General features: G+C 60.4%; 14 protein-coding genes and 2 pseudogenes. 12 read left to right on the top strand and 4 right to left on the bottom strand.

The genetic code is table 11. From position 1 onward, the window contains the following. Nucleotides 1-30: 30 nt before the first annotated feature. Nucleotides 31-570: a nitrous oxide reductase accessory protein NosL gene (locus NY78_RS01910; RefSeq protein ID WP_053062111.1), complete on the top strand. Its 540-nt coding sequence runs from the start codon at nucleotides 31-33 to the stop codon at nucleotides 568-570. A 514-nt stretch (nucleotides 571-1084) separates the two neighbouring features. On the opposite strand, the gene NY78_RS01905 is transcribed toward NY78_RS01910, so the two are convergent. Both NY78_RS01905 and NY78_RS01900 read right to left on the bottom strand, forming a co-directional pair. Then, nucleotides 1085-3349 carry a multicopper oxidase family protein gene (locus tag NY78_RS01905; RefSeq protein WP_197084190.1) on the bottom strand — a complete coding sequence of 755 codons (2265 nt, stop codon included), beginning with the start codon at nucleotides 3347-3349 and terminating at the stop codon, nucleotides 1085-1087. Nucleotides 3350-4305: 956 nt separating this feature from the next. Then, on the bottom strand, nucleotides 4306-4800 hold the full coding sequence (locus tag NY78_RS01900; protein ID WP_043630944.1) for a hypothetical protein: 495 nt from the start codon (nucleotides 4798-4800) through the stop codon (nucleotides 4306-4308). A 276-nt stretch (nucleotides 4801-5076) separates the two neighbouring features. Here NY78_RS01900 and NY78_RS01895 point away from each other — a divergent pair, with 276 nt between their 5' ends. The 9 genes and pseudogenes from NY78_RS01895 to NY78_RS23450 form a co-directional block, all read left to right on the top strand. Further along, a complete protein-coding gene (locus NY78_RS01895; RefSeq protein WP_043630942.1) occupies nucleotides 5077-5484 on the top strand; it encodes a hypothetical protein in 408 nt (135 codons plus the stop codon). Between the two features lie 65 nt (nucleotides 5485-5549). Then, on the top strand, nucleotides 5550-6185 hold the full coding sequence (locus NY78_RS01890) for a DUF2491 family protein (RefSeq protein ID WP_043630941.1): 636 nt from the start codon (nucleotides 5550-5552) through the stop codon (nucleotides 6183-6185). A gap of 12 nt (nucleotides 6186-6197) precedes the next feature. Then, complete coding sequence (locus NY78_RS24470) at nucleotides 6198-7247, top strand: hypothetical protein (protein ID WP_156180847.1); 1050 nt, start codon at nucleotides 6198-6200, stop codon at nucleotides 7245-7247. Between the two features lie 15 nt (nucleotides 7248-7262). Further along, nucleotides 7263-8021 carry a hypothetical protein gene (locus NY78_RS01875; protein ID WP_043630936.1) on the top strand — a complete coding sequence of 253 codons (759 nt, stop codon included), beginning with the start codon at nucleotides 7263-7265 and terminating at the stop codon, nucleotides 8019-8021. Between the two features lie 362 nt (nucleotides 8022-8383). After that, nucleotides 8384-10837: a S8 family serine peptidase gene (locus tag NY78_RS01870; RefSeq protein WP_197084189.1), complete on the top strand. Its 2454-nt coding sequence runs from the start codon at nucleotides 8384-8386 to the stop codon at nucleotides 10835-10837. Between the two features lie 294 nt (nucleotides 10838-11131). Continuing rightward, the gene (locus NY78_RS01865; RefSeq protein ID WP_043630933.1) at nucleotides 11132-14593 is read left to right on the top strand and encodes a tetratricopeptide repeat protein; all 3462 of its coding nucleotides are present in this window, start codon (nucleotides 11132-11134) and stop codon (nucleotides 14591-14593) included. A 6-nt stretch (nucleotides 14594-14599) separates the two neighbouring features. Beyond that, nucleotides 14600-16600 carry a CHASE2 domain-containing protein gene (locus tag NY78_RS01860; RefSeq protein ID WP_043630932.1) on the top strand — a complete coding sequence of 667 codons (2001 nt, stop codon included), beginning with the start codon at nucleotides 14600-14602 and terminating at the stop codon, nucleotides 16598-16600. Nucleotides 16601-16699: 99 nt separating this feature from the next. After that, nucleotides 16700-17449, top strand: a complete 750-nt coding sequence (locus tag NY78_RS01855; RefSeq protein ID WP_043630931.1) for a hypothetical protein — start codon at nucleotides 16700-16702, stop codon at nucleotides 17447-17449. A gap of 161 nt (nucleotides 17450-17610) precedes the next feature. After that, a pseudogene (locus tag NY78_RS23450) lies at nucleotides 17611-17775 on the top strand (transposase); the annotation flags it as partial. Nucleotides 17776-17823: 48 nt separating this feature from the next. Here the strand turns inward: NY78_RS23450 and NY78_RS25850 are convergent. Continuing rightward, nucleotides 17824-18015 (bottom strand): annotated as a pseudogene (locus NY78_RS25850) (hypothetical protein); the annotation flags it as partial. Nucleotides 18016-18958: 943 nt separating this feature from the next. On the opposite strand from NY78_RS25850, the gene NY78_RS01845 reads away from it, so the two are divergent. Further along, nucleotides 18959-19525, top strand: coding sequence for a recombinase family protein (locus NY78_RS01845; protein WP_043630929.1), 567 nt, complete (start codon nucleotides 18959-18961; stop codon nucleotides 19523-19525). Nucleotides 19526-19839: 314 nt separating this feature from the next. After that, a complete protein-coding gene (locus tag NY78_RS01840) occupies nucleotides 19840-21201 on the top strand; it encodes a hypothetical protein (RefSeq protein WP_043630928.1) in 1362 nt (453 codons plus the stop codon). Nucleotides 21202-21361: 160 nt separating this feature from the next. Here NY78_RS01840 and NY78_RS01835 read toward each other — a convergent pair whose 3' ends face one another. Next, complete coding sequence (locus tag NY78_RS01835; RefSeq protein ID WP_043630926.1) at nucleotides 21362-21730, bottom strand: hypothetical protein; 369 nt, start codon at nucleotides 21728-21730, stop codon at nucleotides 21362-21364. Nucleotides 21731-21927 lie beyond the last annotated feature (197 nt).

Below are 21927 nucleotides of genomic sequence, written 5' to 3'. Positions count from 1 at the left end.
CATTCACGAAACAACCCAGGAGGAAAACCCATGCGATTCCGTATTGTTCTCACCGTCGTCACGCTCGCCTGTTGCCTGCTCCCCGGTTTGGCCTTGGCCCAGGGCAACTCGCCGGCAACTCCCCCTGCCATAAGCCAGGACGTCCATGACCACGCTTCCTGTCCGCTGTGCGGCATGGACCGGGGGAAATTCGCTCATTCGCGCATGCTCATCGAATACGGCGACGGCACTGTTTTCCCAGCCTGTTCCTTGCATTGCGCCGTTCTGGATATGGCGGTGAATCTGGACAAGACCCCGACGAAGAGTCTGGTGGCCGACTACAAGACCAAGGAACTCATCGATGCGGAAAAGGCCTTCTGGGTTATTGGGGGCGACCAGATGGGGGTCATGTCCAAGCGGGCCAAGTGGGCTTTCGCCTCCAAGGCCGAGGCCGAAGCCTTTATCAAGGCGCATGGCGGACAATTGGCAGATTTTGACGCGGCCATTAAGGCGGCTTTTGAAGATATGGCGTCTGACACCATGATGATCCGGGAAAAAAGAAAGATGAAGGCGATGCAACATCCATCCTAGCCTCCGGGTTAAGAAGGCCCGGCAAGCGAGGAGACGCGAGTTGAGGATATTTTGCGCTGCATTTCTTCACCATGAGACGATGCATCAGCAATTCGTGTCGAGATACAGGGACAGAATGGCGGCTATCGGGGAGGGGAACACCCCTCCCCGATAGTGTATGGTCATTGAGGTCTCGGTTGATCAGGAATGTATGTGGGAGTTCCGCCAGGCAGCGTAGACAATGGTATTCCAATACCTTTCAGACATTGGTGGTACTGCTGCACACATATGTATTTGGCTTCGTCGTCAGTTGGCGGCTTGCTATTGACGCACGTGACATACGTTCGCGTGCATTGCATCTGTACAGTCGGCTGCTGAGCCATGACACAATCAGGAATGCCCAGACAGACAACGACAATGACAACCAACATTCCCTTTGCTATTTGTCCTCGCATCATAACCTTTCCCCTTTGCGACAACACATCATCGCACCATTGACCTAGCTAACGCATTAAGAGCATGCCTTTCTTGCTTATTACTGTTGCAACAGCAGGAAGTTCTCAGGCGAAATACTTGTTTGGTACACCTCAATAACTCGCATCATGTCATGCTCCTCATGCTCCAACATATGACAATGCCATACGTATTCGGAGCCAAAATTATGCCACCTATTCACACTACTTTCAGCCATAGTAGGATCCAGTAACCGGATACTGCTTGGAGTAATAAACGGGACCGTAGGCAGAGAAAACTTCATCGCCACCGTGGTGTTTGTTCCAGGCAGCATTCTGACCGTTTCCTTCCAGCCAAGTTCATTAGGATCGACCGGAACAGGATTGTTGGCCCAATCCGTACGGGCAACAACCTGCACATTTACCAAGTGAAAATGGATGGGATGTACGTCACCGGTGTTGTTGGCGATGGTCCAAACCTGCGTTTGTCCTTTCGTTGCTATTTCAGTTGGAGGATCAACATAGGCGAACCCGGACACATTGATGCCCTGGTTGTTGAGGTGCTGGGCAAAAGTTCCTAAATTTTGCTTCAGGCGGCCGTAGTCGTCGAAATCCTCATTGAGGCTTTTGATCTGATTGGCATACCCGCCAACCTTGGTGTCGCGGGTGGACACAAAGGTCCCCGGGGGCACAATGGCCGGGGGCTGGGTGGCGGGATAGATGGTCGCCAGCGCATTGGTCATATCGGTCACGAAGGTTGGGTAATCAATGGTCTCGCCACCAGTGCCCACCACCCGGAATTCCATAATGGTCCGGGTATTGGGGCCTTTGCCGGGCAGGGTCGCGGGAGCCCCGCCGCTGGCGGTCTGGTCGAGATCGCCGGTGTAATAGTCCAGGCGCGGATCCCCCATGGGCGCGGGCGATGGAGCGTCGTTGTACAGAATCAGCCTGGTCCCTGTGGGGATGTTGGAGAAGTCGATGACGATGTCGGCCCGTTCGGCCGGCGCCATCCACAGCGTGTAGGGCGTCGGCATGGTTGTGGAGGTCGGGACGCCGCCCCACTGGGTCGGCGGATTGTTCATTTCCACCGGGACAGGCAAGAAGCCGCCTTCGTTGCCTATTTGAAGGATGGGCGGGCCGGGACGGGTCAAATCCGCGTCGCCGACATAGGTCTGGCCACTGGGCAGCGGCGACGTCGTTATTGGCGTGTTGCCTTCATAATAGAGCTGCAGGTTTACATGCCGGTCGTTGGCGGCGTTAAGAATACGGAAGCGGTAGCGACGGGGCGCCACCTGGAGATAGGGGTAAGCCACGCCGTTGACCACCGGGGTATCCATGTTGGCTTCGGCGACGCCGGAAATGCTTGGTTTGGGCAGGGGGTCTTGCACCGGAGGATACACCCACTTGCCATTGTCCCAACGCCCCTTGGGGTCGGGCGTGCCGGAATCGTCCTGGTTGGCCTTATAGACATGGGCCAGCCAGAGGTCCCCCTGCGTGCCCCAATCCGGATTATCGTTCCAGGAGGGGTCATTGGCGGTGATGTCTCCGGAGCTGGGGACAAAGGTCTTATCTTGTATGATGAGCGGGATGCCAAGGCCGCCGTTGTTGGCTGCATTATTGGGGAGCACCGTGCCGTAGAGGCTCTGTTCCTGCGAGTCCGTTATGAGATAGCCGGCGGCCATGCCGGCATAGACGTTGAGACGCGTGGTGCCCACGGCATGATCATGGTAGAACATGAACCGGGCGCTTTGGTCGTTGGTATAGTAGGCGGTCCACTTGCCGGCCCCGGGGTCGCTCATGCCCGGCACCTGCACATAGCTGGGGCCGCGGACATTTGGCTGCATCGTGTCGCCAGACGCCGTGAACCACTGAAAGGGTGTGCCGTCACTGATCCAGGGCGTGAAGCCGCCGTGCAGGTGGACAGCGGTGCGGTTGGGAGATTGGGCCATGCCCATGACGGTCAATCCCATGTAGGTGGTGTCCACCGGCAGAAAGAAGGGGGCGGTGAGCAGGTTTTCGTATGTGACGATGGCCGGCGTGTCGTGTTGGGCAACAATAATCGGGCCAAGGTAAGAAGGCGCGACGGAAGACGTCACTCCCCCATCTGTCGTGTAGGTGGGCTGGGCATTGGGGTTTTGGTCAACGTACCCGCGCAGCTTGGTAGGATGAAGGTCGTTCGAGTTCTGGTCATAGAGCTGTGAGTGCATCTGCTGCGTGTAATCAACGATGCCGATGTTGTAGTATTTTCCCGTGCTGTCCGATGTGACCGGCTGGGCAATGGGGATACAGTATCCGAGAGAGCTAAAGACCGGTGCACTGCTGTTGCACACAGGCGTCAGGGAGTCCACGAATTTGTCCAATATAGGACTTTGAGCCCAACGGGCGTATCCTCCGTCGACCTGGCCGTAGGCCATTCCCGGGACAACCCCTCGATCCTGGGAAAACCGGCAGGGCAACAAGGTCGAAATAGCCACGACAACAACCAGCCCCGCCCATCGGGACCATTTCGTGAAATTCCGAAAACACATCGCAACGCCCTCCGTCAGATCAAAGCGACCCTGGTGGATGATAATAGCGCGCCTAAGCTCAACAGCAGTGCTCGAGGCACGTAATTCGCTGCACCTTGCTCCGACACATCAGAGCCACTGCATGGGTCGCCTGCAGCGAGTGAAGCGAAAATTTGAATTCATCATTGCTCTCGACCTAGAACAGTATCTCACGAGAGCTCTATGAAACAGCTTCGGCAGAACAACTCATCCCGTTGCAGGATGATGGGAAGCTCAAAAATGTACCTTGACTTCTATTTAATACATCCAATCTACTACAACAAACAACACCATTCATAGAATTAGAACGCAATAAACGGACAAAAATAGTATAGCTTAATACAAAATATTATACATTCCACCATCGCCCTCTAACAAACAATATACTTTTGAACATGCCAAGCTCATACTAACCTACAATATTTTCCATGTGCATAATTGACTATCGAAAAATATTTCTCCATGACATACTGTGCATGTTGCAACCACATTTTCCGTGCCATCTTATTTTTGGGACGTCATAACAATTGGTTATAATCGCAACATGTTCTTTCCTATGACTTCTTAAGGCTTCTATCACAAAAAAAATTGTCTTCGCAATTCTTATTTGCATTTCTGTCCGATTAACACATCAGCGATAATTAATTATAATTATTGAATTTTACTAGTTACCCTCGCCAGTCGACTAAAGCATGAAACCTGACATTATTGAAATACAGCTCGATTGGTACCCTCCACAAACCCAAAGGAACAGTTCCTCACGCCGGTTCGAGTCCCTGGCGTCGATGTGCCAGGCACAGCATTTCCGACAAAACCGAATGATTTAAAGCACTCCCCTGACCACGACGACATGTCCCCTGGGGAATCAAATAAAGGACAAACTGACCACACTCTCCATACCGGCCGACCACCGCACCTGTGGCCTCGGACAGAGCCATGGTATTGCCGGTCTTGTCCTGGTGATGAAACCGAAAGCCAGCCGCAGTCGTGCCCGAGGCCACCAGAAAATTTCCAGTGTTGATAGAATTGATCGTGACTTGGCCTGAACCGTCGGTTTCGAAGATAACCCGGCCCAAATGGGCATGGTGGAAATTGCGCGTGGCCGTCCCGGTCTGGATCCGGCCCCGGTTGCCCAGGTCGTCATAGGCATAGGTCCTGGTCTTGCCTCCCAAGATCAGCGTTGTGGACCGGTTTTCGTGGCCGTAGACAGCATCGAAGGTCCTTTTGCCGCGAGTGGCGATCAGATTGCCCAAGGTATCGTAGATATAAGAATCGGATTTCCAAGGAGCGGTCTGGTCGGCACCATCCTAGGTGGCCGAAGCAGCCCCACCCAAAAGACATTGCGTCAGCGACCAGACCCCGTTCTCGCTCGATACCGGGCCGACGGTGTCACGGGCGACCCGGATCACGGAAGCGGGCCGTGTCGCCCGGGCCACAGCCCGGCAATCCCTGTATGAAACTTGATTAAGAATCGTGCTGCAGCCACCCGTGGTCTTGCCCTCGACCAATCGATTCGATAAACGGACGGTATGGCAGTAAACGGCGCAGGCGGCACGCCTGGGGGGCTGGGGCGGTTTTTCCTGGGGCTGGCCATGATGGTCGCCGGCGGCTACCTCTTTTTAAGCTCCATCCGGGTCTATAACTTCTTCACCATGGGCTACTCGCTTTACGCATTCGGCCCGGTCCGCCTGACCACCGGCATGACGCTCCTGCCGCTTGGCCTCGGCATCGTCATGATTTTCTACAATGCCCGCAATATCCTGGGCTGGCTGCTGTTTTTGGGCAGCCTGCTGGCCGTCGGCGTGGGCGTCATTGCCTCTATCCGCTTTTCCCTGGCCGGCATGTCACTTTTCGACCTGCTCGTTATCCTGACGCTGCTGCTCGGCGGACTGGGGCTGTTTCTCAGTTCCCTGCGGTCCCAGGGGGCGCCAGCCTAAGCTCCCGCCGACCGCCCGGCGCCGCGTAGCCGTCACCAACGCCAACCATCTCCCGAGGGTAGGACATGTTTTTCAGCAAACGGTCAGAGGCGGACAACCATCCGGCCTATCCGCATTTCCCCTTTGATCTGCGCATCGGGGCCATCCTGGCCGTGGATGTGGCCGAGGCCCTGCGCTTTGAGGGCCTGGGTCTAACCATCGCCCCGCCCCAGGGCGAACTGTTGGTGGAAGCACTGTCGTCCACCTCGCTATTCGGCCTGACGTTGGTCCGGGCCTACGCCAAACAAGGCGAGGACGCCTATCTCTTCCAGTTCAACCAGGACGGGGCCGGTGCCCTGCTCGACGTCAGCTTCTTTCGCCTGCTCCAGGAAATCCGCCCGGCTACTGCCGCAGATTGGAGTCTGTGGCTCGATGCCGGCGGGCTTATCGGCGGCAAGGATCTCAACGCCCCCAACGGCCAGACCTATCTGCGCCAATGGGGGGACGGCGACTATGCGCCCCCGGTGGAAGCGGAAGAATTGCTCTTTACAGACCCTAAAGCCCCGCCGCGCTGCCTTGCCCACCAGATGCACCTCTATACCCGCGAGGTGGGGGACGAAAACGAGAACATGCTGGTCAGCGCCGATACAGAGCCTGAAGCGGCCCTGGTGCGGGCCTGGATCGGCCTGGATCTCACGCCCTACGGGGTCAAGATTTATTAAGGAGGCCCCGGCATGCCCCCCAGCGTACGGCACATTGTTTTCCTGCTCCTGGCTCTGGTTCTTGTCCTCGGCGGCCAGCCGGCCCAGGCCAAAAGCAGCAAATCGTCCTTTTCCAGCGGCGGCAAATCCTCGTCGTCGTCATCGTCTTCCAGCGGCAAGAGTTCTGGCTGGAGTAATTCGTCTACGCCCTCGACCGCTCCTGCCCCGTCCCAACCCAGCAGCAGTTCATCCTCCGGCTGGGGCAACAGCTCCACCCAAAGCTCGCCCAGCCCAGCCAAATCAGGGAGCACTCCATCTTCGGACTGGGGCAACAGCGCCCCGAAGAGCACGCCTGCGGCCCCAAACGCCTCGTCCAAGCCGTCGACCGGCGGGGCCTGGAGCAACAGTTCCGGCACCAGCGCCGCACCAGGCACGGACAGCGGCCGGTCCAAGTCCTCCTTCGCCACGTCCGGACAGGCGGCCGTCCAAAAAGAGGCCTCAGTCAAGGCCTACAACGAATATAAGGGCAAGTTCGCCAAGCCTGACAACCCGGTGCACGACAGCCCTGGAGCCGCCGGTCCGCAACCCTCGCGCACCTGGGACAATTACCGGGATTACCGCAGCAATCGGGACAACTACTACGCCGGGCAGGGCTGGAGCGCGCCAAACTACGCCTACCAGAGCGCACCGTCGTTTGGCCTGTGGGATGCCATGTTTTTGTGGTTCATGCTGCGTCAGGCCAGCGGCCCGAGCTTTATGTACAACCACCAGGGCGATCCGGGGGTGCAGGCTTTTCGCCAGGAAGCCGACAAACTGGCTGCTTCCAATGCGGATTTGAAGAAACAGCTCGCCGACATGGACGCCAAGATCGATCAGATGCGCAAAGACGGGACGCCGGTAGACCCCAAGAGCCTGAACGGCGTCGATCCATCGGTGGCTTTGGCGGCCGAACATGTGGTCAGGGAAGACGCCCCCAAGGCGTCGGGAATGGGATCATGGGTGTGGATTTTGGGCGCTGGTGTGGCGGTGGCGGTCCTATTCATGCTGCTGACCCGTCGGCCCCCAAACACCAGAAGAAGATAACGCAAGGAGCTTATTATGCTGTCGTTTCTCAAACAATACGTCGTAAAAAAGACCGAGGACGCCCAGGCCGGGTTTCTCAAACTCATTGTGGAGTTCGACCCGGAAAGCGCCTCGGAAGCCGAGATCGGCGAACTCGACGGAATCCTCACCAAGCTCACCCGCCAGATGGTGGGGGCCAAGGCCGCCTGGGACAAGGAACAGCAGGAAGCCGAAGCCATCAACAAGGCTTACACCCTGCGCGTCGGCGCCGCCGAGCGGTTGCAGGCCCAGATGGACGTGGCCGAGGGCGATCAGAAAACCCTGATTGAAACGAGCCTGGGCAAATTGGTGGCGGAACTGGAAAAGATGGTCCCTGAAGTGGAGCGTGAGGAAGCCGAGGCCAAGGAAGCCAAACTCTATTACGACGAACTCAACACCGCCGTCAAAACCGCCTCCGAACGCCTGAAAACGGCCCGTTCCCGCTTAACCGAAGCCAAGCGCCGCATGGACATGGCCCAAATCCGGGCCGAGCGCGCCAAGGAGCAGGAAGACCGGGCCAAAGTGCTCTCCGGCATCAAGAAGCAGGCCGACACCATGGGCACGGCCTTTGACGCCATGTCCGCCCGGGCTCAGGAGTTGGAGACGCAGGCGCAGGTCCATCAGGAAAAGGCCAAGCTCCTGGCCCAGCCCAAGGAGGAGGAAGACCCGCTCATTGCCCAGGCCCTCAAGGATGCGGCCGGAGTCCAGCCGCAGCAGTCCCTAGGCGACCGTCTGGCCGCCCTCAAAAAAAAATAACCAGGACCGGATCGCCCCGGGCGGTCCGGCCTTGCCTCTCGTTGTCCGCCAACGGGCGGTCGCAGCCCAGGCTGCGGCCGCCCGTTTCAATTTTTGGCCCTTCCGGGTTTCCCGTGGGGAGCTGACCGATTCTGCTCCTCCCCGGAGGACGCCCATGAAGGACACGGATCTGTAGAGGGCGTAGCGACACAGCCGAACCGGGCGGCGGCCAGTGCGAGAAATCATCAAAAAGAAGCAGGATATACGAGCCGGTTCTGGTCCCCGAGGCGAGCGCTTCTTGACTTGACGCGATGAAACGGGGGATGCTGTTTTGGATTCCAAAGACTCCCCTGCACCATCCCTTCCCTTCCAGGAGGCGTTTGATGGCACCATCGCACCGACCTTCCCACGAGCACGACCCTCCCCTGCGGCGTCAGAGCCACCTTGCTTGGGCATGCCTTGCCCTGCTTGCGGCGGTCTGGCCCTGGGCCACGCCAGTGCGTGCCGCCGAGGCGGATTGGACGAACGCCGCTCGTTCCGTCACGGCCAGTGTCAAAGTTACAGACCAGGAGCAGGCCCTGGCGGCCTTTGCTCAAGGTGACGGGGTGGGCCGGTTCTTCGTCAGCTTCGCCTCGGGCAAGCGCGTCGCCGCCTCAGCTCCACTTGCCGACGAGGCCCAAAAGCGCGCCCGGAGGGAGTTGGTGCGGGAAAGCCGCGACAAGGCCCTGGCGGCCATGCCCGCCCTGCCTGAAAGCGTGATCCGCCACCGCTATGACAACCTCTTCTACCTGTCCGTGGCCGTCACGCCGGAGCAGCTGGCCGTCATCCTGGCCAATCCCGAGGTGGACGCCGTGGAGCCTGTCGGCGTCATGAAAGCCGACATGCGTCAGGGCCTGCCCCTCATTCGCGCCACCCTCCCGCGCTCCCAGTACGACGGTACTGGCCTTTCCATCGCCGTGTGCGACACTGGCATCAATTACCTGAATCCCTATCTCGGCGGCGCGGCCTTTCCCAACGCCAAGGTCATCGGCGGCTACGACGTGGGGGAACAAAAGGCCGACCCTATGGACGGCAATGGCCACGGCACGGCCTGCGCCGGCATCACCGCCGGGGATGTCGGCAACAATGTTGACTACGTCGGTGGCGTGGCCCCCGGGGCCAAGCTCTATGCGCTCAAGATCACCTACGACGCCACGGGGAAATATTGCAACGAAGACGCCTACGTGGCAGCCTGGGACTGGTGTGTGACCCATCAGAACGACAATTCGAGCGCACCCATTAAGATCATCAGCACGAGCTTTAGCGGCGGCAAATACGACGGCGTGTGCGACAGCGCCAAGACGGCCATCGCCAACGCGGCGGCGACGGCCAAGGCGGCTGGCATCACACTGTTTAATTCCGCCGGCAACAGCGGCTATTGCAATGCCCTGCCAAGCCCGGCTTGCATATCCTCAGTTATCGCCGTAGGCTCGGTCTACGACGCGGCTGTAGGAACTTACCTGCCCTGCGTGAGCGCGGACTCTTGCGTCGAAAAGACCGCCTCCAGCTCCTGCGACACCGGCTACTACGCCACCGACGTCACCCAAAGCGACAAGGTCCCCTCCTATTCCAACGCATCGCCCCTGGTCGGTCTGCTTGCCTCGGCCAACATGGCCTTCACCCTTGGCATCGGGTCCAACACCTGGAACCCCAACTTCGGCGGCACCTCCGCCGCCTGCCCCTATGCCGCCGGGGCCGGAGCCGTGCTCCAGGCCGCAGCCAAGGCCCGAACCGGCAGCTGGCTTACCCCGGATCAGGTTTTTTCCAAGCTTGCGACCACCGGGACCGCCGTCCTGGACCCCAAGTCCAACCTATCGAAACCACGCATCGACCTCCAAGCGGCCGTGGCATCGATCACCCCGGTCCCATCCACGGGCTATTTGCAGGTCAACATTGCCTCTCCCGCGCCGACCGGCGGGGCAGGAACCTGGCGGGTGGACGGTGGAACCTGGCGGGCCAGCCAGAACGTCGCCGGAGGGCTGACGGCCGGAGCCCATTCCGTGGACTTCAAGCCCGTGGCCGGTTGGACCACGCCGGCCAGCCGGACCGTCGCCGTGGCCGCCAACCAGACCACCAGCCTGTCGAGCGGCTACGGCCTTTCCAGAACAAACCTTCTGCCGCTGAATATTCCTGCCGCTCTACTCGCCAACTCCCACGGTATAAACGAGAACTTCACCGGGACACTGGCCAACTGGATCCAGCAGCAGGGCAGTTGGAGCGTCGCGAACGGCATGGCCAGCGTCACGGCCGACGGCTCCCAGACCGCAACCTGGTACAGCCTGTCGTCCAATGCCGGAGTCTACAGTGATTTCACCTGTTCGGCGACCCTGCGGCGCAGCGACGCGGCAAACAGCACCAATGCGCTCATTGTGCGCGGCACGCCCCAGCCCCTCAATACCGCCGGGAATAGCAACTGGTTTTACGGCTATGTCTTCGGCTACACCAATTCCGGCTCCTACGCTGTATTCGTCCTGCGCGACTGGTATCTGACCATGCTGCAAAACTGGACCGCCAGCGACGCCATCGTAGCCAACGGCTGGAACACCCTGACCATCAAGGCCGTGGGATCGAGCCTCACCTTCTCCATCAACGGAACGCAGGTCTTCGCAGCCACTGATACATCGCTCGGCGCCGGTCAGGCCGGCGTGGCCATGTACACCGGAACTGGCGGGACTCTGGACGTCAAGAGGGTGACGCTCACGCCCATCCCTGGCGGTACTGTCTCGGCGGCCCAGGCTGCCGAAAAGGCAGGGGCAGTGGCTTCTACCTTAGGCGACGAGGCAGGCTCGGGTCGGTAGACGATGTGGCGGCCCGCTCGATAACCGCTGGGCCCGGCCGGTTGCCTTGACCTTGGCCATCGCAACATCAAGGCCCGCACTCGGCTCAAATTCAGCCCAGTGACTGCTGCTGCGTTTCGGCCCTACCGCACCAACCGACACTTCCCTTCGACGATCTTCAACTGCCTCAATGAGACAACAAGTTGTTGCACGGTCCTCGGCTGCGGCCGAGCGAAACAATGGATTTACTCCCTGATTCACGCTACAGCAACTCATCCCCATGTTGCAGCACCCCATCCGCACAGGAGGAATGCCATGCAGTACGCCCGCATTGCGCGTTTGCCGTGGCTCGTCATGGCCTGTCTGCTGTTGGCCGCCGCCACAGCCCTGGCCGCCGCCGACCCGGTGGGTCGGCTCGTGGCCGTCCAGGGGTCCGTCAACCTGCGGCCGGCCGGAGCCAGCGACTGGCGGGCCGCCCCGGCCGGACAGTCGCTTTTCCCCGGCGACGCCCTGTCCACCGGCCCAGCCTCCAAGGCCGCCATCTTGTGCGTCGATGAATCCCAGATCAAGCTCAATGAAAATACGGTGCTGGTCCTCAAAGCCGCCGCGCCGTCGGCACGACTCTCCGGAGGCGGTCTGGTCCCGGTTGCCTCCAAGGCCGCCCCGGCCAGCCTCTACGACGTGCCCAAGGGCGAGGTGTGGCTGAAAAACGAGGCCGAGCGTTTCCGTTTCGAACTGTCCACCCCGGCCATGACCGCCGCCATACGCGGCACGGAATTCGTGGTGCGCGTAGCCCCGGATGGATTGTCCACGGTGGCTCTTTTGCGCGGAGCCCTGACCCTTTTCAATGCCCAGGGCGAACTGCCCCTGGCCGCAGGTGAACTTGGTTCCGCCAGACCGGGCCAAGCGCCCACCAAGCAGGTGCTGGTCAATCCCGCCCACGCCGTCCAATGGACGCTCTACTATCCCGCCGTAGCCGACACCTCGCTGCTGGTCGGGGAAGGAGCCGGTCCAGCCGCTACTGCCGCCCGGCAGGCCCTGACTACGGCCGGCAAGGGCGAGGTAGGCCGGGCCTATGCGGCCATGGCCCAATTGCTGGACAAGGGCTTAAACGACGCGACTGTCCTGACGACCGGGGCCTACGTGGCGCTCATGGCCGGCGAACCCGAAGCCGCCGGACGCTGGATCGCCGCCGCCCGCAACCGGGAACCGCAGTCCGTGGCCGCCGCCTGTCTGGCCGCCCAGATGGCCCTTTTTGAAAACCGACTGGCCGAGGCTGCCGCCCTGTCCCGCGACGTCCTGGCCCGCGCCCCGGATTCGGCCCTGGTCCAGGTTACGGCCGGACTGGTTGCCGCCTCGACCTTTGATCTGCCTAGGGCCAAGGCTTGCTATCGCCAAGCCTTGACCCTGGACCCGGGCTTTACCGCCGCCGCCGTCTATCTGGCCCGCATCGAGCTTGGTTCCGACGAGCTGGAAGCCGCCTGGGCCACCATTGCCAAGGCCTTGGCCGCCGCCCCGGACGAGGCGATCGTCCAGGCCGGGGCCGGCTTCGTGCGCCTGGGTTTTCGCGATTTCAAAGCAGCCGAGGACTTTTTCACTCGGGCCGCCAGCCTTGATCCCGGCCTTGGCGAGGCCCATCTGGGCCTTGGCTACGTGGCCTTTTCCAAAGGCAAAAAGGCCCGGGGACTGGAAGAAATGCTGGTCGCCACCCTGCTCTCCCCGCGCCTCTCACTCCTCCAGTCGGCCCTGGGCAAGGCGCTGTACCAAAATCGCGATTTTGACAAAGCACTGGCCACCTACGATTATGCCGCGTCCCTCGACCCCCGCGACCCAACGCCCCATCTCTACAAAGGCATAGCATTGACCGACCTCAACCGTCCGGGCGAGGCCATCCGGGAAATAAACGCCTCCATCGCCAAAAACGACAATCAGGCCATCTTCCGCTCGCGCCTGACGCTGGACCGCGATCTGGCCGTACGAAACGCCGACCTGGCCAGGCCGTTCACCCTGCTCGGTCTTGGCGACTGGGCTTATGCCAAAGCGGTCACGGCCGTAAAAAATGATCCGCTCAACCCCTCGGCCCATCTTTTCATGAGCAGCGCCTACCGGGCCACCCGGCAGCGGGTCGGGGCTTCGGGCACGGAACTGCTCCTTTTCCGGCTCCTGTCCCCGGCCAACCAGAACACCTTTACCCAGTCCAACGACTACACGCCCATGTTCGAAAGCCCCTACCTGCGTCTGCAAACCATCGGTACGGCCGGGGTCTGGAGCAACGGGCACGGGGCCTATTCCGCTTCGACCGAGGCCTACGGCGGCCTGCCGGGGCTGGCCGGCGACCTCTACGGCGCCTGGGACGACGACGCCGGCATGCGCGAACAAAACAGCGGCACACGGTCGCTCTACGGTTTTGGCCAGCTCAAGTGGGAACCCACCGTGCGCGACGCGATCCTGGCCGCCTTCACCACCAACGACACCCAGACCGGCGACAACGCCAACGCCAGCGATTGGCTCTATCAAAACTCCCCCGATCAAAAGCAGGCCTTCGCCAACCGCATCGCCGAGGCCGGCTACGTCCACCGTTTCGGCCCTGAAGCCACGCTCATTACCTACGCCGCCGTGGCCGACAATGTCTGGAACTGGAAGGACCGAAGCTACAATGCCGTAAGTCTTGGCGACAACACCGCCCCGGCCCAGGAAGCCTATCTGCAATACCGCCGCACCGAGCGCCGGTTTGTCAGCCTGCAAGCCCAGCAGCAGCTTGTCCTCGGCGAGCATACCCTCATGGTCGGCGGCGACTACTTTGGCGGCGAACTCGACTACATGCGCAAAAGTCGGGACTTCTATACCTATTATGGCCGACTGGCCGAGGACAAATCCACCCGCTGGCACTACAACCCAGCCGACCGGGCCGGCAGCGTCTACGCCATGGACTACTGGAAGCTGGCCCCGGGACTGATCGCCGAAATGGGCCTGGGCTACGACGCCGTGGCCTCCTCGCGCTTTGGCTGGCCCGACCCCATCGAGCGCCAACTGGTCAGTCCCCGCCTCGGGCTCAATTGGCAGGCGAGCGAGGACCACACCCTGCGCCTCGCCTTTCAGCGCTACCTCAACACCCACACGCTCTTTCAGTCCGTCATCGCGCCCTCGGAAGTGGCCGGCTTCCCAGGCCGCCTAAACGCCGACGACGCCTCCACCATCAGCGAACTGGGGGCCGGCTGGGAGGCCCAGTGGGACGACGCCACCTTCACCGTGGCCCGGCTCACCTGGGATCAGGTTATAAATCCCCAGTACGACCCCTATGCGTCCTACGACCGGGTCTTTGACGTCAACGTAGCCCGATATATGGCCACTCTGGGGGTCAACCGCCTCCTGGCCCCGTATCTCGGCCTGTCGGTCTTTGGCGTAGCCAAGCGGCTCCTTCCCCACGAGGCCACGGCCCGGCGTTACCCGCAAGACGACTTCTTCGAGGCCGACGGCGCGCTGGCCCTTAATTTCCTCCATTCCTCGGGCCTGGGAGCCGGCATCGGCGGCACGCTGGTGCACCAGTACTATTACGACAACCGCTACCAAAACGTATTCGGCGAGCGGCGCACCGAGACGCTTTTCGGCCTGCTGGACGCCCGGGTGTCCTACGAATTCCCGGGCAAGCGCGGCTTTGCGGCCGTGGAGGGCAAAAATCTGACCAACACCCGTTTCACCTACCAGCGCGAAGCCGTGGCCCTGGACGCCTTTTATCCCGACCGCCAGATTGTCTTCAAACTGGGCTGGTACTTCTAGGCCGCCATGGAGCAGGACGCGCCCCAAGAGTCCCGACGGCGCAGCACCCTGCTGGGTCTGGCCGTCGGGGCCGGACTCTGGTGTCTTCTGGCCCTGGCCGGGGCCACGCCCCTGGGCCGGGGGCTTGAAACCATGGCCCAGGACGCTTTGCAGGCGTATCGCGGCCCCTGGCGCAATCCCCCGGCCCTGCTCGTTGTGGCTGTGGACGAGGCCTCTTTTCAGGAAATCGGCCTGCCCTGGCCCTGGCCCCGGGCGCTGCATGCCCGGCTCCTGGACACACTGGCCAAGGCCGGAGCCAAGCTTGTGGTCTGCGACATCGTCTTTGCCGAGCCAAGCGCCCCGGAGCAGGATGGCGCCCTGGCCCAGGCCCTGGCCCACGGTCCGCCCACTATCCTGGCCCAGGCCCTGGAAACCGTGGACGACGCGGCCTTTGTCCGGCGCATCCGCATCGATCCCCTGCCGCTTTTTGCGGCCCATGCCGCCGGGGTGGGACTGGCCGTCCTCACCCCGGACCCTGACGGCACGGTGCGCCGCTTTGCTGCTGATTTCGACGGTCTGCCCACCCTGGCCGCCGTGGCCGCCCGGACCCTCACCGGCCGCGCCCCGCCCCCGGACACGGCCGGGCTGATCGATTTCCCCGGCCCGGCCCGCACCATCGACACCGTGTCCTATGCACAGATCATCAACCCGGAGCATCCCTTGCCGGCCGCGCGCATCCGGGACCGCATCGTTATTGTCGGCCGGTCCATGACCGCTTCGGGCGCGCCCCTGGGCCAGGCCGACAGTTTCTCCACGCCGCGCACGCATACCACGGGCCTGCCCATGGCCGGCCCGGAGATCCATGCCGCCATCTTGGGCACGCTGCTCGCTGGTTCGGCCGGTCATGAAGTCCCGCGCGGCGTCAGTCTGGCCCTGGCCGGGCTGCTCCTGCCGCTGGTTGGGGCGCTGTGTTTCGGGCTGCGGCCGCTGGCGGCGGCGGGGGTGGCGGTTGGAGCGGCGCTGGCCTTTTTCGGGGGCGCGGCCGCCCTATTTCTCTGGCGCTTTGTCTGGCTGCCGCCGGCGTTGGACAGCCTGAGTCTTTTGGGCGTGGGCGCGGCCGGAGCGCTCTACCGGGCCGTGGTCGAATCAAAGCAACGGCGGTTTCTGACCCGGGCCTTTGCCCGCTACGTCTCGCCCGAGGTGGTGCGCGCCGTCGTGGCCCACCCCGAACGCCTGGAACTGGGGGGCGAAGAGGCCGAAGTCACCGTTCTTTTCTCCGATCTGGCCGGCTTTACCACTTTTTCCGAAAAGCTGTCCCCCAAAGAACTTATCGCCATCTTAAACGCCTGCTTCACTCCGGCCACGGCCATCGTCCTGGCCAGCGGCGGCACACTGGACAAGTTTATCGGCGACGCGGTCATGGCCTTTTGGGGTGCGCCCCTGCCGGCTCCCGACCACGCCGCCCGAGCCCTTGGCGCGGCCCTGGCAATGAGCAAAGCGGTGCGTGCGCTGTCACGCGATTTCGCTGCCCGGGGACTACCGCATCTGGCCGCCCGCATGGGGCTGGCCACCGGAACGGCCGTGGTCGGCAACGTCGGCTCCAAAGAGCGCTTTGACTACACCATCCTCGGCGACACGGTGAATCTGGCTTCGCGCTTGGAATCGCTCAACAAATACTACGGCACGGATATCTTATTGAGCGAACCGGCCCGACTCGCGGCCGGCGAGGCCTTTCCCTGCCGGGCCGTGGACACCGTGCGCGTTAAGGGTCGGGCAGGGGCGGTGACGGTCTATGAACCTCTGGGACCAGCCGGGGAGCGTCTCCCGGATTTCGCCGCCGTCTACGCCAACGCCCGGCAGCTCTACCTAAGACAGGAATTTGATCAGGCACTGGAAGGTTTTCTGGCTGTGGACGCGACCCGGGGAGGCGATCCCCCCGCCCGGGTTTTGGCCGGACGCTGCCGGGCTTGGCTTAAAAGCCCGCCGCCGCCCGACTGGGACGGCGTGTTCGTGCCGGAAGGAAAGTAACGCGCTTGTGCGCCCCAATCAACCCGGCGGGCTTGCCCGGACTGTCGTTTGGGCGTATGGCGCAAGAAACGAGCAGATACCCAGGCAGCGAGGCACGCCATGGCCGCAAACAACGTCTCTGACGCCTTTGCCCAGGAAACCGGCAACGTCCTGACCGACTCGGTAACCTATGTCGGACTGCCGCTATGGACCAGCCAGACGACCTCGACCCCGCTCACCGTGACCTATGCCTTCCTGACGACGCCGCTTGTGCCCAGCGACGCCGAAGACGTCTTCGATAATTTTGCGCCCCTCAATGCTACGCAACAGTCGGCAGTACGGCTTATCTACGGCACGTCGCAGTCCCTGACCGGCCTGACTTTCCTCGAAACCGCCGACACGCTTGGCGCGGACATCGTTTTTGGCAACGCAGACATCCCCGATTCTTCCACAATGGCCCTGACCTTTTTCGACTATTCCGTCAGCTACAAGGCCGACGGCTCCATCGCCAGCTTGGACATCAAGGATTACGTCTACTTCGACAACGTCGAATTCGGCGACGTGCTGGCCAATCCCGTGCCCGGAAGCCTTGGCTATGAAACGATTCTCCACGAGGCCGGGCACACCCTGGGGCTTGACGACACGGCCTACACCCAAACACTGCCGACCCTGCTCGACAACACCGACTTCACGGTCATGTCGTACTACGAGACAGACACCTACAAGGCCAATTTCTCGGTCTTGGATGTGGCCGCCCTCCATGCGCTCTACGCCGATTCCGGCACTATCCGGGACTTCGGCCTCACCCCCGTGCTCTCCTGGCCCGGCGCAACCAAGCCGACGACCGGGGGCATGCTGACGATAACATGACGAATTTCATGCACTGCGAACCTCCGCTTGGGCATCCCTTCCTCCTCAATGTTGTTCGTGGAGTGGATAGCCCGTCGCAGAAGTCCGGGCGAAGGCTGGAAACGATGGTGGCTCGATGAACCCGCCCCGGCTTTGGCTCCATATGCGCGCCCGCCGACACTGCCATCATCGCCGTGGCGGCGAACACAGAAGGCCACCGGGAAATCGTGGGCTTGCACATCGGTCCCAGCGAAACCGAGCCGTTCTTGTCTTTTTTCCTCAAAGGCTTTCTTCGTCGCGGACTTGGCGGCGTAATGCTGGTCGTCTCCGACGCCCATGAGGGCCTCCCGGACATATCCTGTCTGCAAGCTGATGCGAATTTCAGCATGGCCCAGCAGATCACGATACCCCTTTGGAAAAGCATATCGAAAATAGTAAATATTTCCTTTGAGGTAAGGGTAGGTCGGCGATGAACGGCCGATGGATCGCCCTTCCGGTAGGGATTCCGTGAGGAAGTCTCGTGAAGCTGGCCGTGGAGATGTGAGTGCTTCCCTTTGGCTCTGAAGTGATGCGCTGGCTTGTAACATGGCTGCGGCCCACGCCGCTATGCGGCATGTTCGACCCCGCGCTTTGACCCCTTTTGGCAAACAGGGGGAAAACACAGGGCTTTTTGAAGCCTAGCCACAACCTATTGGACAAAAAAAATAAGGGGTTGCAGCCGTTTAGCTGCAACCCCTTCAAAATGGTGCCGAAGGGGGGAGATGACCATCCACCACCGCTCGTCTCCAGCAACACACAGTCATAACTGGGAATTCTTTCCACCGAGGCAATCCGTCAGCCTCAGTCAGTAGCCCACTTCGTACCAGTCCCTCGGATCAGAAGCAACCACCCTACTGCCGTACAGGGACTCTAATTGAGGGACTCTAATTGGCGGACAAGGCGCGGCAGAAAACAGAGCGACACCCACGCCAGAGGTTCACTGACTTTGCACCTAAACAGTTGAAATTACTAAGCCAAACTAACTAGCCGATGCCTAAACCCATGCGTTGCGGTACCTTACAGGTAGCCCAAAGCTGCGGAATATAAGCTATTCCGAGAAAATTCCTTGTAAATTTTTTTTGCCTTCACCCTTTTGAGCGGGGGGTGGCTTCTTAGGATCTTGGGGGGGAGGTCGATTCCAGTCGTGAAATGAGTGCGTCGGGTAGGTACCATACATGAGGGAGGCTGACGGCTAGGTCCACGCCTAGCCTACCCCCGGCCGCTCCCCCCTACCGCCCTGCCCCTTTTGCTCCCTGCCCCGGGCCTCGGCGTAGGATTCAAGCAACAAATGCCGGCCCTGGTGGCAATTACCTCTCCCGAAGGTGAAATGCCGGATAGCCGTTTCGACCGTTCAACAAGGTATACTTTCCGAACACTCCCAGGCCGACCGTGGCTGCTGGCTTCCCGGCGTTCAACAAGTCTACAAATCAATTGTTGACACTAATTCACGAAAGGTCTAGAACTTGTTTAACACGAACAAGGAGAGCACTTATGCCCGGCCAGACCGTCGCCTATCGTCGCGTCAGCACTACCGACCAGACCACCAGCCGGCAGCTTGCCGAAATGAAGTTCGACCGGGAGTTTTCTGACCAGTGTTCCGGCTCCACCACGAACCGCCCTGGCCTGAAGGCTTGTCTGGATTTCATCCGTGAGGGCGATGCCCTTGTGGTTCACTCCATGGATCGGTTGGCCCGTAATCTGCCTGATATGCTGGCCCTGGTGGGCGACCTGACAAAGCGCGGCGTGACCGTCCAGTTCGTGAAGGAAGGACTGACGTTCACAGGCGAAAAGAACCCTATGCAGGAGCTACAGCTTCAAATCATGGGCGCGGTTGCCCAGTTCGAGCTTGCCATGATTCGTGAGCGTCAACGGGAAGGCGTGGCCGCTGCCAAAAAGGCGGGGAAGCATTGCGGTCGGAAGGCAACGCTGTCAGCCGAACAGGTTGCCGAGGTCCGGGAGCGTGTCGCAGCCGGCGAAGACAAAACCACCATCGCCCAGGCCTTCGGGGTATCTCGCGGCACGATTTACAACGCCATCGCCAAGGCCCAGACCCGCTAATCCTCCCTCCCCGCATAATCCCCGCTTCAGTAGGACGTTTAAATGCCGATATGAAATTACAACTGGCTTCTAATGGGGGTTGAACGCTCTTTTAGATTCAGACATGACCTGAAGTATGGTAGAAAAATTTGCAATCGCTTCGTAAGCCGTTTCGACCTTCATTGACCGTTCCGTCAGGGTTGAGGCTGACGGCGCAGACGGAAAAGCTTTCTAAGAGCAGTTGCAGACAACTTTAACAAAGCTTTGACCTTGCCAACCTGACAGCCGTCCTTACCTTTCCCGCTTCCCAACCACCCAGGCCAAGGAGGGCCACAATGCAGGCAGCCGAAAAGCTTCCAGTGGAAGCACTATTGCCCGTAGCCCGACAAGGTTACGACATTCACCGTCCTTTCTGCGTTCATATTGAGAGCCAATTCCCAGAAGTCCAGGCCATTGCTGACACTCTCACAGATGAAATAGCAACTGTCATGCAAGCCAAGGTCGAGCGAACAAAGCTGAAGAAGCACGTAAGAAAAATCGTTCTCGACCTGTTTATGGCCTTCAGCGGCCACCCTGACCAGTGGATTGATTATCCAAGACGGAAGCCACAGTTTAATAAGGGCACAGCCATGTCCAGGATGCGCCTGGGTCGCACGCCGTTCCTTGCCGTAGTCGATTCTTTGCTTGCCCTTGGCTATATTGAGCACCTCGAAGGCAACCGCTTCCTTGGCTTGCAGTCCAGCATGAGGGCAACAACCGCACTCATCGAAGCTATCCAGAGCGGCCACGTTGAACCACGCATGGTCTTTCTGGATCATGAACCACTCTACCTCAAGGACAGCGACGGGCGTTACATCGACTTCAAGGAAAGCCGTCGCATCACGCAGATGGCAAACCGGATCGTTGAGTTAAACAAGCTTTTGCTGAAGCACGAAGTAACTCTTAATCTCTCTGAAACACAACGCCGCCAGTACATCTCTGAGGTTGGCCGCGTCCCGGAGATGCACCGAAAGACGCTCTATCGCGTTTTCAACCGGGGCAAATTCTGTTTCGGTGGACGGTTTTATGGTCACGCCGTCCAGAGTATCAAGTCTGGCTACCGCAAATTTGTCCGCATTGACGGCCAGCCTGTCTGCGAACTCGACTTCGGTGGAATGCACATCAGGCTTCTATACTCCAAGGCTGGCGCTATTCCAGCCATTGGAGACGTTTACGACCTGGGCTTCGATGAACTGAGCGTGGTTCGCTTCCAGAAGCAGTGGGGCATGAGTCTACGCCGCGTTTTGAAAAAGCTCTTGCTCATTGGCATCAATGCCAAGACCGACACGGCCACCGTCTCCGCTGCGCTCAGGGAGTTAACCGAATCGACCGACGATCCGGCGCTTGCTCGGGTGGACAAGAACAGGGAACGCGAGTTCAAGGCCGTGCTGGGTCATCTGCTAAAGGCTTTGAAGGACCGCCATCCGGCCATTGCCCACTTTATCGGCAAGGACCAGGGGATCAGGCTTCAACGGCTAGACTCTGACATTGCTGATGCGATCCTGGCTGTCTTCGTGCGCCAGGGCCGGCCCATCGTGCCGATCCACGACAGCTTCGTGGTCCGGGACCAGGACAGGGAACTTCTGCGGCAGACGATGGCCGATGCCTGGAAGCGGTTCGTACCCGACGTAGAACCGATCATTGAAGACAAGTTCTAGTCGGCAAGGTGGTCAGCTAAATCCAGCATTCATGCGGGTTGGCGGGTGAAACAGGACCACATATGGAAGTACGGATTGGTGGAATGGGTGTGTTGGTGGGTATTGGGAATGAGAGAGAAGGTTACTGGGTAGTAGAATTTCAACCCTTCCTCCTGCCCTGTCATATCGCCGTATGGTTCTCCGCACCGAACAGCATCCCTGTCTCCACCCTGGCCAACCGGGACTCGATTTCGGCCAAACGCTCCTCGACTGACGCCGGCAACCCCTGCTCTTGAGCAACTCTTGTGGCGTCCTCTTGAATCGTAGTTCCCTTGTCGTTGCTGCCTTTCTTCCCGGCTTCGACCTCTTTCAAGCCCCAGACCAGAACCCTGGAAATCACCTCGGCTTGACTAGGAGCCTTGGACTGATCTGGCTTCTTGAGTCGCCTCTGGAGTTCTTCAAGAGCCGTCGCAGCCTCGGGCGTCAGGGTCACTGAAATGGTCTTGCCGCCCGCCTCTTCCTGCTTCTTCCGCCAGTCGTTCTTGCCCATGCGCCCTCCTCTTGAACAGATTTCTTGAGTAGATCAAGAGTAGGCGACAAGCAACCTCGGCGTGTGCAGCCTGGAACTTCCACAGGGCTTGTTTGGCTTCTTGCTCGGGAGTGGTGGGGGTATTCCTCGAATCTGAGGAATCAGCTTTCGCACCCTTGGGAGTGGACTTTTGGGGAGTGCCAAATTTCGCACTCCTA

This window comes from Desulfovibrio sp. TomC, from assembly GCF_000801335.2.
In the GTDB taxonomy this organism is placed as follows: Bacteria; Desulfobacterota; Desulfovibrionia; order Desulfovibrionales; family Desulfovibrionaceae; genus Solidesulfovibrio.
This window is presented reverse-complemented; position numbering and strand designations above follow the sequence as displayed.

What these genes read in the sequence shown, in the direction of transcription:
- NY78_RS01910 (WP_053062111.1), top strand. Translation starts at nt 31, where the DNA reads ATGCGATTCCGTATTGTTCTCACCGTCGTCACGCTCGCCTGTTGCCTG.
- NY78_RS01895 (WP_043630942.1), top strand. Translation starts at nt 5,077, where the DNA reads ATGGCAGTAAACGGCGCAGGCGGCACGCCTGGGGGGCTGGGGCGGTTT.
- NY78_RS01890 (WP_043630941.1), top strand. Translation starts at nt 5,550, where the DNA reads ATGTTTTTCAGCAAACGGTCAGAGGCGGACAACCATCCGGCCTATCCG.
- NY78_RS24470 (WP_156180847.1), top strand. Translation starts at nt 6,198, where the DNA reads ATGCCCCCCAGCGTACGGCACATTGTTTTCCTGCTCCTGGCTCTGGTT.
- NY78_RS01875 (WP_043630936.1), top strand. Translation starts at nt 7,263, where the DNA reads ATGCTGTCGTTTCTCAAACAATACGTCGTAAAAAAGACCGAGGACGCC.
- NY78_RS01870 (WP_197084189.1), top strand. Translation starts at nt 8,384, where the DNA reads ATGGCACCATCGCACCGACCTTCCCACGAGCACGACCCTCCCCTGCGG.
- NY78_RS01865 (WP_043630933.1), top strand. Translation starts at nt 11,132, where the DNA reads ATGCAGTACGCCCGCATTGCGCGTTTGCCGTGGCTCGTCATGGCCTGT.
- NY78_RS01860 (WP_043630932.1), top strand. Translation starts at nt 14,600, where the DNA reads ATGGAGCAGGACGCGCCCCAAGAGTCCCGACGGCGCAGCACCCTGCTG.
- NY78_RS01855 (WP_043630931.1), top strand. Translation starts at nt 16,700, where the DNA reads ATGGCCGCAAACAACGTCTCTGACGCCTTTGCCCAGGAAACCGGCAAC.
- NY78_RS01845 (WP_043630929.1), top strand. Translation starts at nt 18,959, where the DNA reads ATGCCCGGCCAGACCGTCGCCTATCGTCGCGTCAGCACTACCGACCAG.
- NY78_RS01840 (WP_043630928.1), top strand. Translation starts at nt 19,840, where the DNA reads ATGCAGGCAGCCGAAAAGCTTCCAGTGGAAGCACTATTGCCCGTAGCC.
- NY78_RS01835 (WP_043630926.1), bottom strand. Translation starts at nt 21,730, where the DNA reads ATGGGCAAGAACGACTGGCGGAAGAAGCAGGAAGAGGCGGGCGGCAAG.